This window comes from Hoylesella enoeca JCM 12259, from assembly GCF_000613405.1.
GTDB classification, from domain to species: domain Bacteria; phylum Bacteroidota; class Bacteroidia; order Bacteroidales; family Bacteroidaceae; genus Prevotella; species Prevotella enoeca.
In genome coordinates this window covers 113,506-129,173 of record NZ_BAIX01000001.1, presented here as the reverse complement: position 1 = coordinate 129,173, position 15,668 = coordinate 113,506, and the positions used below count along the sequence as shown (strand labels likewise).

The following is a 15,668-nucleotide window of genomic DNA, read 5'->3' as shown; positions in this document are numbered from 1 at the left end:
CACTGCAAAAAACTGTAACATTCGCTCATAACCAAACAACAAGCTATGGATAAGAAAAATATCACTCAACTCATCCCCTTGATGCTGTGTTTCTTTGCCATGGGATTCGTCGATCTCGTGGGCATTGCATCCAACTACGTCAAAAACGATCTGCATTTGACAGACGCGACAGCCAATGTTTTCCCCTCGTTAGTGTTTTTTTGGTTCCTGATCTTCTCTGTTCCCACCGGGATACTGATGAATAAAATCGGACGGAAAAACACTGTGCTGCTCAGTCTGGTCATGACAATCGCATCGCTGATACTGCCTTTCTTCGGCGAGACTTATCTGCTGATGCTCATCTCTTTCTCGCTTTTGGGCATCGGGAATGCGCTGATGCAGACATCACTCAACCCGCTTGTGGCCACTGTGATACGTGGAGGAAACCTCGCCAGCACACTCACTTTCGGGCAATTCATCAAAGCCATCGCCTCATTTTCGGCTCCTTACATCGCAATGTGGGGCGCAACGGCATCGTTGCCCACATTCGGTCTGCAATGGCGCGTGCTCTTTTTGATTTATACATTGATCGGTGTGGCAGCCACACTATTGCTTTGCGCCACGCCTATTGAGGAAGAACAGCACGACGAGGGTGCTTCGTCTTTTGTCGATTGCATCCGACTTCTGGGCCGGCCAGTCATCTTGCTGTCGTTCATCGGCATCATGTGCCATGTCGGAATCGATGTGGGCACCAACACAACAGCCCCTAAGATCCTGATGGAACGCTTCGGAATAACCCTCAACGAGGCCGCTTTTGCCACCAGCCTTTATTTTATTTTCCGAACGATCGGCTGTCTCACAGGATCCTTTTTCCTACGAGTGATCAGCAATCGCGTGTTCTTTATCATCAGCGTTGCTATGATGGCACTCGCGATGTGCGGGCTGTTTGCAGGCACAACAAGGCTCGTTCTCTACACTGCTATTGCTCTCGTGGGTTACGGCAATTCAAATATCTTCTCCTTGGTGTATGCACAAGCGCTGCTATCTGAACCCAATCGCAAGAACGAAGTATCGGGATTGATGATCATGGGACTATTCGGCGGCACGATATTTCCGCTCTTGATGGGATTCGCCTCAGATGCTTTCCACCAGGCAGGAGCCGTTTTGGTGATGGCCGTTGGCGTGATTTATCTGCTGACTTACATACCGCAAGTGAAACATTAATCAACAACATACGACAATGGAAACAAACAATCAACAGGTCCGATACATCATCGGCGTGGGCGAAGCACTGTGGGACGTGCTGCCCGAAGGCAAAAAACTGGGCGGCGCACCAGCCAATTTCGCCTATCACATTGGCCAATTCGGCGAGCGATCTATTGCTATCAGCGCGCTCGGTGAGGACAAACTGGCCGAAGAAACCATCAAACAGCTTGACGCAAAAGAGCTTCGATACATCATGCCACACGTTCCTTATCCCACAGGAACGGTGCAAGTGACACTTGATAATGAAGGAGTTCCCACTTATGACATACGTGAAAACGTGGCGTGGGACAATATTCCGCTCACCGACGAGATGTTGGCCGTGGCCCAAAATGCCCGTGCTATCTGCTGGGGATCACTCGCCCAACGCAACGTTGTATCGCGAAACACAATCTATCAATTAATTAAAGCAACACCAAGCGATTGTCTCCGAATCTTCGATATTAATTTAAGACAGACCTTTTACACCAAAGAAATCATTCAGGAATCATTAAAACTGTGCAACGTTCTCAAAATAAACGACGAAGAACTGGTTGCAATCGGCCGGATGTATGGCTATCCCGGGCTGGACATTCAGGATAAATGCTGGCTCATTTTGGCAAATACGATCTCGACATGCTCGTGCTCACCTGCGGAATCAACGGTAGTTATGTTTTCACTCCGGGTACAATGTCGTTTCGAGAGACACCCAAAGTGGACGTAGCAGATACTGTCGGTGCCGGCGATTCATTCACTGCAGCTTTCTGTACGGCTGTGTTGAAAGGCGAACCAGTAGCTGAAGCACATCGTTTGGCCGTTGAGGTCAGCGCATTCGTGTGTACGCAAAACGGTGCCATGCCGCCTTTGCCGGCGCATTTATGCATCCGTTGACATCCCCATAGATTGCATACGCTCCTTTCGCATGTGCAAAAAGGCTGGTGAAAAAGGAGCGATGAGGATAACATCAAGACCAAAACCTTGGCGCTTTGCGCGTCAGGGGGCAAGGATCGGGCGCGAATGGGCACCAGCCTTTATACCTATCGAGAACCCATTCCCCCGTCCTTGATTTATCAAATGGCCGATTGAGAATTGAGAAATTCCCATTCATAAGACAAACATTCACAATGATCTCATTCACACTGAGATATATTCTCCCACATAACCAACCATTAGTTGCCTTGCGATTAACGGTTGGTTAGCGTGCGTTTAACTATTAGTTGCGGTGCAACAAACGGTTGATTGAAATCTCATTTGCTTTCTATCCGAAATCACTCGGTAACTAAATTCTCAATTAACAAAGCTCCATATCAAAATTTCCCGACATCAAATCTCCTACTCTTAACGAAAATGCGTAACTTTGCAGACCATAAACCACATTTTATCGGATAATGAACGGTATGAAAATCGAGAATCAGATAAGCCGCGCTGTGATAGCAGCCGTGAAGGAATTATACGCACAAGAGGTGACGGAAGCAATGGTTCAGTTGCAGAAAACGAAGTCAACTTTCGAGGGAAACTACACACTTGTGGTGTTCCCTTTCCTCAAAATATCGCGTAAAAAACCCGAAGACACAGCACAGGAAATCGGCGAATACATAGCCAAACACTGTGAGGCCGTGGCCGATTTCAATGTGGTGAAAGGCTTCCTGAATCTTGTCATCGCAGCGGAAGCGTGGATCAGTTTGCTGAATGACATCCATTCGGATGACCATTTCGGTGAAAAGCCTGTTACGGAAGCATCTCCGCTCGTAATGGTTGAATATTCTTCGCCCAACACCAACAAGCCCTTGCACCTGGGACACGTGCGTAACAACCTTTTGGGTTGGGCCCTTTCGCAGATTATGCAGGCCAATGGCAATCGCGTAATCAAGACCAATATCGTGAACGATCGCGGTATCCACATCTGCAAATCAATGTTGGCGTGGCTGAAATGGGGCAACGGCGAGACGCCCGAAACGAGCGGAAAGAAAGGCGATCATCTGATAGGCGACTATTATGTGGCCTTTGATCAGCATTACCGTGATGAGATTTCGCAACTCAAAAAACAATTCATCGGCGAGGGAATGACCGAAGAAGCGGCCGAAACAAAAGCCAAAGAGGAAGCGCCGCTGATGAAAGAAGCCCACGAAATGTTGGTGAAATGGGAGCAGGGCGACCCCGAAGTACGGGCTCTCTGGAAGCGGATGAACGACTGGGTTTATGCCGGTTTCGACGAGACTTACAAGGCTTTGGGCGTCGGTTTCGATAAAATCTACTACGAATCGGACACGTATCTTGTCGGGAAAGCAAAGGTAGAAGAGGGCTTAAAGCAAGGACTCTTCTTCCGAAAAGCCGACAACAGCGTCTGGGCAGACCTTACCGGCGACGGATTAGACCAAAAATTGCTTCTCCGTTCGGATGGAACGAGCGTCTATATGACGCAAGATATCGGTACGGCAGCTTTACGTTTCAAAGACTATCCGGCACTTCATAAGATGATTTATGTCGTCGGAAACGAGCAGAATTACCATTTCCAGGTACTCTCTTTGCTGTTAGACCGCTTTGGATTCGAGTGGGGAAAAGACCTCGTTCACTTCTCTTACGGAATGGTGGAACTACCCAACGGCAAAATGAAAAGCCGCGAAGGCACTGTAGTTGATGCCGATGAGCTGATTGAAGAGATGATTTCCGATGCACGGAAGACGAGCGAAGAGTTAGGAAAATTTGCCGATATGAGCGATGAAGAGCGCAATAACATTGCCCGAATCGTGGGTCTCGGCGCCCTGAAATATTTCATTTTGAAAGTCGATGCACGCAAGAATATGTTGTTTAATCCCGCTGAAAGCATCGACTTCAACGGCAATACGGGTCCGTTCATTCAGTATACCTATGCCCGAATCCGTAGTATTCTGCGCAAGGCCGACGCCGAAGGGCAGTCTGTTCCGACGTCGCTTGCCGGTGATATGCCTATCAATGACAAGGAGATTGAACTCATTCAGAAGATGAACGAATATGCTTCGGTGGTGCTGCAAGCAGGTAAAGATTACAGTCCCAGCGGCATTGCGAACTACTGTTACGAGCTAACGAAAGAGTTCAATCAATTCTATCACGATTACAGTATCCTCAATGCAGAGGACGAAAAACAGAAAATAGTACGCCTGGTATTGGCAAAGAATGTAGCAAAATCATCAAAAACGGTATGCGTTTGTTAGGAATCGAGGTTCCGGAGCGTATGTAAGCCATCCCGAACTCACATTATCTACTGTACCAACAGATGCTGCACAATCCACCGGAAACCCGCCACGATACCGTGCTTCCATTGCCTTTGGAAGTCAAGGCAGCTGCTATCGCTGTGGATGCAGCCTGCTCCGGAAATCCCGGACCGATGGAATACCAGGGCATTGACTTGCAAACGGGTACGCAACTCTTTCATTTCGGTCCTGTGAAAGGCACCAACAACATCGGCGAATTTCTTGCAATTGTCCACGCACTGGCCCTTTTAGAGAAGCAGAATATCACCAATCGGGTGATTTACAGCGACTCTTACAACGCCATTTTATGGGTTAAGAAGAAGCAATGTAAAACCAAATTAAAGCGCGATTCACAAACAGAAGCGCTCTTCGCAGTCATTGCCCGCGCCGAGCAATGGCTGAAAACGCACATCGTCAAGACGCCCATTATCAAATGGGAAACAAAAAAATGGGGGGAGATTCCGGCCGACTTCGGTCGCAAATAAATTCATCTGTGCCGATAAACATCAATTATATTGACTTCCATTAACTTACTTCCACCCTCATTCACTCGTCTACTTGCTAACTTGTCAACTTCAAAATTCGAAAAGATTTGCCGACTTTCAAGTTGTGCTTCACCCGGAATCGCAGGGGCTTTTGTACCTGTTTGCACAGTGAAAGATGCCGTTTCTACTCGAATTTCATCCCATAACTCAGCCTCGATAAAACTCCGATGCGTAGCAGCACCGCCCTCTACGAGGAGCGATTGCACGCCGCGCACATAGAGATCGGCCATCAGCTCGGACAACAAAAGCCTGTGATCAAGTACCAAACGCAATGGATTCTGCCCCCACCAATCGCGTACATCCAGGCGCGGATGCTCTCTTTCGTCGGTAATCCGGCCCACAAGGATGGCGTCGCTTTCGGCTCTCAGCTTATGAACTAACATTCGGGTGAATGGCGTCGAGAGCACAATGGGCCGTAAGTTGTCGTCTATGAAGCCGTTGGAAGTCTGTGCCCACTTCAAGATGACATACGGACGATGTTGCGTATTGACTGTTATAAAACGTCTATTGAGCTGCAAACATTCCCTTTCCAATACCCCGACAGTCACCTCGATACCTGCTTCGCGAATGCGTTTAATACCCCTTCCCTGTACTTTTGCAAACGGATCGACACACCCGCAGACCACTCTTCGTACACCTTTCTGCACAATCAGGTCAGCACAAGGCGGCGTTTTGCCATAGTGCGAGCACGGTTCGAGACTCACATAGACGGTCGATTGTGTCAGTAAAGGCTCGTCTTCGGCCCTCACTGACGCAAAAGCGTTGACTTCGGCGTGCCCTTCGCCAGGCCGAATGTGATATCCTTCGCCGATGATTCGCCCTTTATCGCTCACGATAACAGCCCCAACCATCGGATTAGGTCGAGCTGTCAGCAGTCCGTTTCGCGCCAATTGCAAACACCGACGCATATACATCTCGTCTACTTTCACTTGATTTTCCATTGCACAACACATGAAAGAACAAAATTATAAATAATCCGTCAGCGATTCTCAATACTCAATCCGCTCTATCAACACGACTGCATAGGCCGCTATTCCTTCCTCTTTGCCAATGGCATCGAGGTGCTCGTTGGTGGTGGCTTTGATGGAAACGTTGTCGGGATCGGTGCCGATGATGTCGGCAATACATTGTTGCATTGCCGGGATATGCGGATTTAGCTTGGGGCGTTCGGCACAAACGGTGGCGTCGATATTGCCGAGACGGTAACCTTTCGATGCAATCAAAGCTACTGTTTTACGCAGAATCACCTTGCTGTCCATATTTAATGTGTCGGCAGAAGTGTCCGGAAAGTGGTATCCTATATCACGCATATTGGCCGCACCGAGCATCGCATCGCAGATGGCGTGCAGCAAAACGTCGGCGTCACTGTGGCCTAACAGACCCGAACTGTGGTCTATCTTGATGCCGCCAAGCCATAAATCGCGGCCTTCTACCAAACGGTGGACATCGTATCCAAAGCCTACTCGAATCATTGGTAATTGAAAATTAATAATTGAGAACTGATAATTAGGAACCGTATTCATTGATAATCGGGAATTGAATGAATTCTCAATTCTTAATTATCAACTATCAATTCCCTGTTCATTTGCGCCGAAACAGATCCTTGATACCATCCATATCGAAGGTAAGAGAGAAGCGGAGGGTCTGGTCGAGTGGATTACTCTTGGTCGTGGCAATGACATATCCCGCATCCAAAGAGAACACATTCATCTTGAATCCGGCACCGACGGTAAAGTATTTAAGATCTCCTTTGTTGGCGCTTTCATTGTGATAGCCGGCTCGCAGACTGAATTTGTCATTGTAAATATATTCTGCTCCGATGCTCCATTGTACCTCTTGCATCTCTTCTTTGAATCCTCCGGGAGCGTCGCTGAAACTCTTGAAGATGCCGCTGATGCTCGAAACGTCGTAGTAATCGCGTTGAAGGCGGTCTTGGTAAGCCTGCGTGGTTTCGCCGTCTTGCTGTTTCGGTTTGGTGGGAACAAGCAATTTGTTAGCATCGGCAGCCAAAGTGAGCCGGTTGTAATTGTCAATGGGAATTATCAAAGCACCTCCCAAGCGCAGGTTTGTGGGTATAAAGTCGCTGTTGTCATCGTTACCCATATTGATTTTGCTGCCGATATTCGAGATGTTCAGGCCCAAGCCCAACTGGCATTCACGCGCTCCGAGCATGGGATAGGTCTGGTAATAGAGTCCCAAATCAGCTGCAAAGGCCGATCCCAGACTTGTTTCCTCGCTGTAACTGTATGTCAGATCGGAATAGATCCACCGCACACCGGCCGCAATCGACAATTTCTCACTCAGCATAATGGAGTAAGCCACATCGAAAGACATCTCATACGGGCGTATGGTCATTGCTGCTGTGCCGGGCTTGTTGGTCTCAACCTCGCCGAGAGAGAAGTATCTTAGTGAGCTTGAAACGGCCGAATAATTGCCGATTCGATAATAGCCTGCGAGATAGGCAAGGTAAATATCGGTGACCAATTGCCGCAGCCAAGGCGTATAATTCAGTGAAACGCCGGCCCGTGAGATGTTAAACGGGTACTTGGCGGGATTCCAATATTGTGAATTTACATCCGGATCGGTGGCTGCTCCGACATCACCCATACCAGCGGCACGGGCATCCGGAGCAATCATCTGCGAGGTAACGGAATAGTAAACGGGGTTGAACATCCGCGGTTTGTCCTGTGCCCGTATTATAATCGACGCTGTACAGAGCAGCGAGAGCAGGGCTATTCTTGTCAGTTTGTTCATTCTTCGGTCAATGATTTTAATAATGAAACGTTGTCATTGGGCTATTTATTGCTCGTAATGATTAGTTTTCGGGCTTTGGAAACGTAATGACTGCCGTTGCAGGCGATGCTTACGCGGTAGAGATAAACACCCGTTTCGAGCCGGTTTCCGTTGTCGGCGGTCAGATTCCAAGGCACGGTATAGGTGCCCGAAGTGCTCACACCGCGCTCTTGGTGGGTCCAAAGCGGGCAGCCGTTGAGGTCGAACACCTCGATGAGTACATCTATTTCGCTACCCGTTCGGTCGTGATTGATGATGAAACCGGTGGTCGTTGAGGCCGGGTTTTCAGTGCATCCGATGCTGAAAAGCGACGGTTCGAGACCTTCTACGACCGTGAATGAGAGGCGTGTTGTCGATGAGTTGTTCAGCACATCCCACGCTTTGAACGTGAGTTCGTGCTTTCCCGGTGTCAGCATCGGTATGTTGAAAGCCACTGATCCGGCGGTATATGAATTGAAATCGTATGTAAAGCGGTCGTTCAACACATAGCTTTGCGCGGCCAGTCCGTCGATAGTCAGCTGCAAGTCGTGCCCGATGCTGCTGCCGCTGACGTTCAGCCCGCTTTCGTCTCGTAGTTGAGCGACAAAGTAAGGTGTGCTGTTTACCTTTCCACCATTGGTAAACGAGGGTGAGTTGAGGTAACAATAGATGGCGGGTCCGATGGAATCGGTGCTCGAAATACCGCTTCCGCCGATGAGAAACCTATCTGATGAGCCGTGAGCAGTCATTGTTCGGCCGGTATTAACGGCATAGACGTTGATCAATCCGGTGCCTTCGGTATAGTCGATGTCTTTTGGAATGGCGAAGGAAAACGTGAAACGACTGCCCCGAACACTGTCGGAACCGTTAAAAATCGTGCGTGTCCGGTCGTGATAAGTGAATGGTGAGAAGGCGCCCGACTTCGAATTGTCGTTCAACCGGCATGTAATCAGCTCTCGTTTGTCTCTGACGAGGGCCGTAACGATACCTTGAAAGTTGCTGATTCCCTCTATATGGCCTTTCACTGTGGCTACAGTGCCGGCCCGCAAACGTGCAATCGCTGTGGCAGAAGCTGTCGGAACATCGTTCACCGAGTCGATAACAGCTCGTAAGGTGGGCTGATTGAGAGCCAGAGCCGGGTCTCCCAAAAGGGCGTATTGCAGTTTATTAGTCGTCAAGTCTTGCTCGGTGGTAATCAATTCATTCTTAGCCAGTCGCTGAGCTTCGCCTATCGGTATAGGTTTTCCGTCTTTTTTGCCGAGCACGTAGCGTAGAAACGCCATATTGATAACGCGGTTTCGGTCGGCATAAACGGTACGCGTGGTTCCGTAAAAGGCCACAGCGCCGCCCCGTTTGTTGAGAATGGCTGCCTCGCCAATAGTCGGCACAGCACCATCGAACGGCATAATGTCGCACGACGCAGTAATCCAAAGCGGCAGATTCTTATTTGTGAAGCGCTCGAAATCTGTGAGTTTCAATACCGATTCGTGCGAAATTACATCCTCACGACCGTGTCCTGCATAATCCATTATTAATGCCCCATCGGTCTGTTGCTGCTTAATGGTGCGCTCAACATCGGGATATGTGAAGCCCGTAGACGACGATTCGCGACGGTAAGCATCCCACATCATCTTGCGAACAACGTACCCCGGATGTCCTGTTGCAGCCTGTTCGGCAGCGTCATCGGCGTCTTTCATATGGAGATTAGCGTTTCCGTCGTCGCCCATAAACAGCAAAGTGTTTTGCCACGGACCCGCGTTGGCATTACTAGCATAGGCTATCGTCTTGTCGACAAGTGTTTTGGCATCGTCTGGATCGACCACAGGGAAACGCCCGACAGCTACATCCTGCTTGTCGGTTTGCTGCAAATCGCCCCCCTCGCCGTCGTCTAACAGACAGAAAAAACCATCGTCCACGTAACACGAAACCTTGTTAAACGAATTCTCGCTTTCATAACATAGCAGGTAATCTTCGGGCTTTGCGGCAGCCCAATGAGCCGTATTCATTCGGTTATCCCACGCACAATCGCCGAAGAGTAACAGATAACGGGGCAGATCTTCGGCCTTTTCGGCACGGTCGTAAAGCATTTTCAGATAGCGGCGATAGGCATTGGCGTCGGGTGTTCCGCTGCTGAACTCATTGAGAAGTTCGTCTGCCGGCACGATGCGCACCCGCAATCCGTCGTGACGTTCGTGAAAAGCGGCCAACCGACGAGCCTGCTCCAAGAGCTTTTGCGATGTCGGAATGATGATTACCATATCGCAAGCTGCATCGGCGTGACGGTCTTGCGGGGTGATGTTATGTACGTATTCGGCAGCCGGAAAGGCATCGACAGCTAAGCGAGGAGCCGGTTTCGGCGTGTCGAATGTGATGGAAATATAATCTAATCGTACCGGACCACCGGCCGTTGTACTGACAGTGACGGCGTTATCGGGCGTTAGATTGTCTACGGGCAGTGTAACAACGGCTTCCTTTCCTTTCTCATACGTGTCGGCTTCACTGTCTGTCCACGTCATCGAAGCGGTTCCGATGCGTGTTCCGTTGCACGTGATGACGGCCTCGCTGGTGGTTCCCGCAGTTACGGCAACCGATAAAACGCCTCGCGATTGATGGCCGGGCGCTTTGACGTTGAATGTATGCGATGTGCCTTTGGCTATGGGAATGTCCTCGAAAAGATTGCGACCGCCTTGGTACCAAGCATAATTATCTACCTCGTGCAGAATGTGATAGTCGGCTGCCGAGGGATAAAACGATGCGAGAAAAACTGTGGAATCGACCGTCAGAGGTGCTGCATCGCTTTCTGTAATAAAGTAATAGCCATAGTCGGAATAGGGGTTTCGCGTGCGAATGGTGGTCTTTCGGTCGGCCCAACTCACTGTACCGCGACCGTAAAAAAGTCGTTGTCCGCCCACGATACAGGTCGGAATTTCTTTCAAATCGTCATATTCGGTCAGGTCATTGGCCGTCAATATCTCGTTTTGTAGGTGTCCGCCGTAGCCGTAAATCTTTACTTTCTCAGGATGGGTAAAGCCTGCCCGTCGGATCACTTCATCCGTCAGACGATGCACGCCGTTGTCTTTCACACGGATTTTTGCCCATCGTCCGCTCGCCAAAACAGAGTGATCGGCATACGGCAGACTACTTTTCGGGCTGCGTGTAATGGCTTTTGCCTGCACTGCGGACGACTTCTTGCGCCGCGCCTCTATACTGATCATAAAGCTACTGAGTATCAACCACTTGCCATTGCGGTGTACTAAGGGACAGAAATTCACTTCCAAGGCACCTCGTTTGCGGTCGACGACGATGCGACGGTTAATTCGCGGGAATGCAGGCAATACCGAATCGGTCAGCATCCGGAGTTTTTTCACTTCTGCAATAGGCATCTCCGTGAACTCGGGATATCTGATTCGGACGGTGTAAACAGAGTCTTTGAACTGATCTCCAAGAGCAAATGAGCGGGTAAAATACGGCAATCGTCCCTCGATTCTGACGTCTTTCGCCGCCAAATTTACAAACTCTTGCCCTTGCATCTGTGTGCAAAGCAAGAGCAAAAGACTGATACAAAGATGTCTAATAATTCTCATTCCTTTACTCTTCTCCCCTCAAACAGATTGCGAAAAATGAGATTTCTTGTTCTCATTCGTGTCTCCTTTCTTTCGGAGGGGCTGCCGGAGACCATTCATTTGCAATTGAATTCCATTACCTTTTGCTCTTCGATATACCCTTCGATGTGGTCATCGATGTGTACGGGACCCGTTCCTGCGGGCGTTCCTGTATAAAGAATGTCGCCCGTTTTGAGGGTGAAGAACCGACTGATATAGGCTATCAGCTCATCTACTTGAAACAACATATCGCTCGTACAACCCTCTTGCACGGTGCATCCGTTGATATCTAACCGAAAGCGAAGTGCCTGAATATCACGTAATTTGTGCACATCTATCCAGTCGCCGATAGCTGCTGAGCCGTCGAAACCTTTGCATAGGTCCCACGGCAGACCTGCTTTGCGCAGCCGTTGTTGCCATTCGCGGGCCGTAAAGTCTACTCCCAAAGTCACCGCATCATAGTAACGGTGGGCGAAACGCTGTGGAATCGTCTTGCCTAACCTGCTGATTCGTACCACGATTTCGGCTTCATAATCGATTCGTCCCATATCATCGGGGATGAAAAAGCTTATGCGACCTTAGCAAAGCAGTGTCTGCTTTGGTGAAAATGACCGGAGTCTCCGGTTTATATAACGTTCCGTCCAACTCTTTATTGTGTTGGATGTAATTCATTCCGACTGCAAATATCTTCATTCTGACAATTTTTTAGCCCTTTTTCTTCCCTTTCGGAGAAGTTGAAAAGGTGGGGTGAAGTGCTGTTTTACAAATTGATTATTGCTGATTAGTATTGAGAGCTTGCGCGCTTTATAGCCGGTTGAGAATCGAAAATACACAGAGTACATTGCCATTAATGCTTACTTGTATTGCGAAAAGCCGTTAATCGTTGTGCGATTAACTATTACTTGCACACCGTTTAATGGTTAGTTGCAATGCATGTAACCGTTAACTGAATTGCTATTTGTATCTCTTCTGACTCCAAATCGCAGCAGACTGCTTTATTCCTATATTAAAAATGCCGGCCCTTTTTTATAAAAGTGGCCGGCATATAATTATATTTACTAAAAATTTGAGATATGATCCGAATTTTATTCAGCCCGAAGTGTGAAGCGTTTAAATGCTGTCACGGTGAGCTCTTTATCCGCAGCGTGCAGGTAGTCACTGACAGTGAGCTTGCTGTCTTGGATAAATTCCTGGTTCAACAGGCACGAATCTTTGTAGAATTTAGCCATTCTTCCCTTGGCAATGTTCTGTATCATCTGCTCGGGTAAGTTGTTAGCTTTCTCCGTTGCAACGTCTTTCTTGATGCGACGGATTTCTTCTGCTTGTGCTTCTGTTATCTCTTTCTTAGCGATTCCTTCTGCAATGTGCTCCTCGTTTTCGGCTATATAGAGATTGAAACCGGCCTTCTTCAAAGCTGCCTGAACAGCTTTCTCAATCTGTTCTTCCTTTGTTTTCTCGATGGCTACCTTCAACTCGTTGTCCTTAACGTCCTGAGGCACGCTCGCTTCATCAAGAGCCACGGGATTCATAGCGGCAATCTGCATCGTCACTGCGTGTCCCTGCTCTTCTGCCGGCTTGTTTAACTGAACCAAAGTGCACAAAAGATTCTTGTTCATGTGGTTGTATGAGTAGATGTTTTGGCCTTCAAGATAGTTGTATCCGTCAAGTTCCATCTTCTCACCGGTGATTCCTGAGCGTGCAATAATTGCCTCTTGAACGGTCTGTCCGTCGTTGAATTTCAGGTTTTTTACCTCTTCTAAGCTCTTGGCTTTGGCTGCAACGGCCTCGTTGAGGATGTTGCGTGTGAGCTGAATATAGTCTTCGCCGTTGGCAACGAAGTCGGTTTCGCACTTCAAAGCGATGATGGCACCGAAGCCGTTAACTACTTTTACGAGCACGCAACCATTGGAAGTCTCGCGGTCTGAACGCTTAGCGGCGATGGCTTGACCCTTTTCCCGGATGATTTCTATTGCCTTTTCGATATTGCCCTCACTGTCGGTGAGTGCCTTTTTGCAGTCAGCAAGCCCCGCACCTGTCAGTTTACGGAGTTTCTGAACATCAGCTATTGAAACATTCATTGTCAATATTCCTTTGTCATTTAGATATTAATAATAATGAGAAGAATTATTCTGCGGCAGGTGCTTCAGCCTCAACCGGAGTCTCCGTAGCAGCTGATTCTTCCTCTTTGCGTGCCTTACGAGATGTGCGGCGACGACCTTCTGCGGCTTCTTCTGCCTGTTCTGCGGCTGCTTTTTCATCCGCTTTCTCGGCTTTCCGTTCCTCTAATCCCTCGGCAATAGCAGTGCAACAAGCTGTGAGAATCACGTCGATGCTGTCTTTTGCGTCGTCATTGGCCGGGATAATAAAGTCTATATTCTTCGGATCCGAATTCGTATCGACTATTGCAAAGACAGGAATACCAAGACGGTTGGCTTCTCTTACAGCGATATTTTCTTTCATTACATCAACCACGAAGAGTGCGGCGGGCAGACGGGTAAGGTCTGCAATCGAGCCGAGATTCTTCTCCAACTTGGCCCGTTGACGGTTAATCTGCAAGATTTCACGCTTTGAAAGGTTGGCGAAAGTGCCGTCATTCATCAGTTTGTCGATGTTCGTCATTTTCTTAACTGCTTTCCGAATAGTCGGGAAATTGGTGAGCATACCGCCCGGCCAACGCTCGATTACGTACGGCATATTGATGCTTGCAGCTCTCTCTGCAACCACTTCCTTAGCTTGTTTTTTAGTAGCGACGAACAGAATCTTCTTTCCTGATTTGGCGATTTGTTTCAAAGCGTCGGCTGCTTCATCGATTTTGGCAACTGTCTTGTGTAGATCGATGATATGGATACCGTTTCTTTCCATAAAGATATACGGTGCCATAGCCGGGTTCCATTTACGACTGAGGTGGCCAAAATGGCTTCCTGCCTGTAATAATTGGTCAAAATTAGTTCTTGACATTTTGTTTTCTTTCTTTTGATTGTTTACTTTCTGTTGAATTCTTTTGTTAGAACCAGCCGCCGAGTAGTACTCCGATCGAGTGTCTTGACGGTTTAGATGCTAAACGAATTGTCTGTTTTTGAGTTGAGACGTTAATGAGTTTATAGGTCGATTCACTATTTCTGACAAGATATCTGTCACAAACTTAGAAATGATAAACTTAAAAACGAATACTCTCAAATTAACGCTTGCTGAACTGGAAGCGTTTGCGTGCCTTTGGACGACCCGGTTTCTTACGCTCAACAGCACGTGAATCGCGTGTGAGGAATCCTTCGTCTTTCAGCGCTTTCTTGTCGTCGGCATTGATTTTAACCAATGCACGGGCAATGGCAAGGCGCAAAGCCTGGCTCTGTCCGGTGAAACCGCCGCCGTCAAGGTTTGCTTTGATATCGTATTTCTCGGTAACATCGAGCAGCTGCAGCGGTTGTTTAACAACAAATTGCAGGATAGCTGACGGGAAATATACCGTTAAATCTTTTTTATTGATCGTGATCTTACCGGTTCCCTCAGTGAGGTACACACGAGCAACGGAGCTCTTACGGCGACCGATAGCATTAATCATTTCCATCTTTTCCTAATTATTTATACTGGTTAATATCAATTGCCGTGGGCTTTTGAGCAGCCTTATCGTGCTCAGCTCCATTGTAAACGTACAGGTTTTTCAATATTTTGCGGCCGAGAATACCCTTCGGAAGCATTCCCTTTACGGCGTGGCGGATGATCTTTTCAGCACCATTGGGGCGCTTACGAAGCTCTGCGGGTGTGCTAAAACGCTGTCCGCCGGGATAACCGGTATAACGAGTGTAAACCTTATCTGTCTCTTTCTTGCCCGAGAAAACAACCTTCTCGGCATTGATTAAGATGACATTGTCTCCACAATCCACGTGTGGTGTGAAGCTGGGTTTGTACTTTCCGCGAAGCAATTTGGCTACTTTGGAGCACAACCGACCCACAACCTGGTCGCTGGCATCGACTACCACCCACTCCTTTTTAGCTGTTTCCTTGTTCACGGAAATAGTTTTGTAACTTAAAGTGTCCATTTCTTCTTTTCAATTTTACTACTAAAAAACATTTCATTCGTTGGCTCCGGACGATTCACTAACCGTCGCGCTCGGCCAAAAGCACGACTATTAACACGCCCGAAAGTGGGGACTCTAAGTTCATCCCCGAAATAATCGGACTGCAAAGTTACATATTTTATAAGAGAAACGCTAGTCGGGCAAAAAACGAGATGCTATAAATTACGAATTATTAACTATTTCCTCCATTTCAATCAACCATTAATCGCGCTGCAACTAACG

At 48.2% G+C, this 15,668-nt stretch carries 10 protein-coding genes and 3 pseudogenes; 4 read left to right on the top strand and 9 right to left on the bottom strand.

Translation table 11 applies throughout. The features are described 5' to 3' along the window. The first annotated feature begins 45 nt into the window (after positions 1-45). The 4 genes and pseudogenes from JCM12259_RS00565 (at position 46) to JCM12259_RS00550 (ending at position 4,936) form a co-directional block, all read left to right on the top strand. Positions 46-1,203 (top strand): MFS transporter, encoded by a 1,158-nt coding sequence (locus JCM12259_RS00565; RefSeq protein WP_025065008.1) that lies wholly within the window; start codon positions 46-48, stop codon positions 1,201-1,203. 16 nt (positions 1,204-1,219) lie between these two features. Further along, positions 1,220-2,112: pseudogene (locus tag JCM12259_RS13005) on the top strand (carbohydrate kinase family protein). Positions 2,113-2,618: 506 nt separating this feature from the next. Further along, positions 2,619-4,438 (top strand): annotated as a pseudogene (gene argS / locus JCM12259_RS13000) (arginine--tRNA ligase). A gap of 36 nt (positions 4,439-4,474) precedes the next feature. Beyond that, complete coding sequence (locus JCM12259_RS00550) at positions 4,475-4,936, top strand: RNase H family protein (protein WP_025065007.1); 462 nt, start codon at positions 4,475-4,477, stop codon at positions 4,934-4,936. Positions 4,937-4,938: 2 nt separating this feature from the next. Here the strand turns inward: JCM12259_RS00550 and ribD are convergent, their stop codons facing one another. The 9 genes and pseudogenes from ribD to rplM all read right to left on the bottom strand — a co-directional run bounded on the left by ribD (position 4,939) and on the right by rplM (position 15,407). Next, positions 4,939-5,949, bottom strand: a complete 1,011-nt coding sequence (gene ribD, locus JCM12259_RS00545) for a bifunctional diaminohydroxyphosphoribosylaminopyrimidine deaminase/5-amino-6-(5-phosphoribosylamino)uracil reductase RibD (protein ID WP_374188294.1) — start codon at positions 5,947-5,949, stop codon at positions 4,939-4,941. Positions 5,950-5,985: 36 nt separating this feature from the next. After that, positions 5,986-6,468: a 2-C-methyl-D-erythritol 2,4-cyclodiphosphate synthase gene (gene ispF, locus JCM12259_RS00540; protein WP_025065005.1), complete on the bottom strand. Its 483-nt coding sequence runs from the start codon at positions 6,466-6,468 to the stop codon at positions 5,986-5,988. Between the two features lie 109 nt (positions 6,469-6,577). Then, complete coding sequence (gene porV / locus JCM12259_RS00535; protein ID WP_025065004.1) at positions 6,578-7,750, bottom strand: type IX secretion system outer membrane channel protein PorV; 1,173 nt, start codon at positions 7,748-7,750, stop codon at positions 6,578-6,580. A 41-nt stretch (positions 7,751-7,791) separates the two neighbouring features. Continuing rightward, positions 7,792-11,352, bottom strand: coding sequence for a type IX secretion system sortase PorU (gene porU / locus JCM12259_RS00530; protein WP_025065003.1), 3,561 nt, complete (start codon positions 11,350-11,352; stop codon positions 7,792-7,794). 95 nt (positions 11,353-11,447) lie between these two features. Further along, a pseudogene (locus JCM12259_RS12995) lies at positions 11,448-12,063 on the bottom strand (fumarylacetoacetate hydrolase family protein). 392 nt (positions 12,064-12,455) lie between these two features. After that, entirely contained in the window at positions 12,456-13,448 is a 993-nt protein-coding gene (tsf, locus tag JCM12259_RS00515; RefSeq protein ID WP_025065002.1) for a translation elongation factor Ts, read from the bottom strand. Positions 13,449-13,494: 46 nt separating this feature from the next. Next, complete coding sequence (rpsB, locus tag JCM12259_RS00510; RefSeq protein ID WP_025065001.1) at positions 13,495-14,328, bottom strand: 30S ribosomal protein S2; 834 nt, start codon at positions 14,326-14,328, stop codon at positions 13,495-13,497. Positions 14,329-14,548: 220 nt separating this feature from the next. Beyond that, positions 14,549-14,935, bottom strand: a complete 387-nt coding sequence (rpsI, locus tag JCM12259_RS00505; protein ID WP_025065000.1) for a 30S ribosomal protein S9 — start codon at positions 14,933-14,935, stop codon at positions 14,549-14,551. 10 nt (positions 14,936-14,945) lie between these two features. Next, positions 14,946-15,407, bottom strand: coding sequence for a 50S ribosomal protein L13 (rplM, locus tag JCM12259_RS00500; RefSeq protein WP_025064999.1), 462 nt, complete (start codon positions 15,405-15,407; stop codon positions 14,946-14,948). Positions 15,408-15,668: the final 261 nt, after the last annotated feature.

Excerpts from the sequence above, each read along its gene's own strand:
- JCM12259_RS00550 (WP_025065007.1), top strand. The coding sequence starts at position 4,475 with ATGCTGCACAATCCACCGGAAACCCGCCACGATACCGTGCTTCCATTG.
- ribD (WP_374188294.1), bottom strand. The coding sequence starts at position 5,949 with ATGTGTTGTGCAATGGAAAATCAAGTGAAAGTAGACGAGATGTATATG.
- tsf (WP_025065002.1), bottom strand. The coding sequence starts at position 13,448 with ATGAATGTTTCAATAGCTGATGTTCAGAAACTCCGTAAACTGACAGGT.
- rpsB (WP_025065001.1), bottom strand. The coding sequence starts at position 14,328 with ATGTCAAGAACTAATTTTGACCAATTATTACAGGCAGGAAGCCATTTT.
- rplM (WP_025064999.1), bottom strand. The coding sequence starts at position 15,407 with ATGGACACTTTAAGTTACAAAACTATTTCCGTGAACAAGGAAACAGCT.
- ispF (WP_025065005.1), bottom strand. The coding sequence starts at position 6,468 with ATGATTCGAGTAGGCTTTGGATACGATGTCCACCGTTTGGTAGAAGGC.
- JCM12259_RS00565 (WP_025065008.1), top strand. The coding sequence starts at position 46 with ATGGATAAGAAAAATATCACTCAACTCATCCCCTTGATGCTGTGTTTC.
- porU (WP_025065003.1), bottom strand. The coding sequence starts at position 11,352 with ATGAGAATTATTAGACATCTTTGTATCAGTCTTTTGCTCTTGCTTTGC.
- rpsI (WP_025065000.1), bottom strand. The coding sequence starts at position 14,935 with ATGGAAATGATTAATGCTATCGGTCGCCGTAAGAGCTCCGTTGCTCGT.
- porV (WP_025065004.1), bottom strand. The coding sequence starts at position 7,750 with ATGAACAAACTGACAAGAATAGCCCTGCTCTCGCTGCTCTGTACAGCG.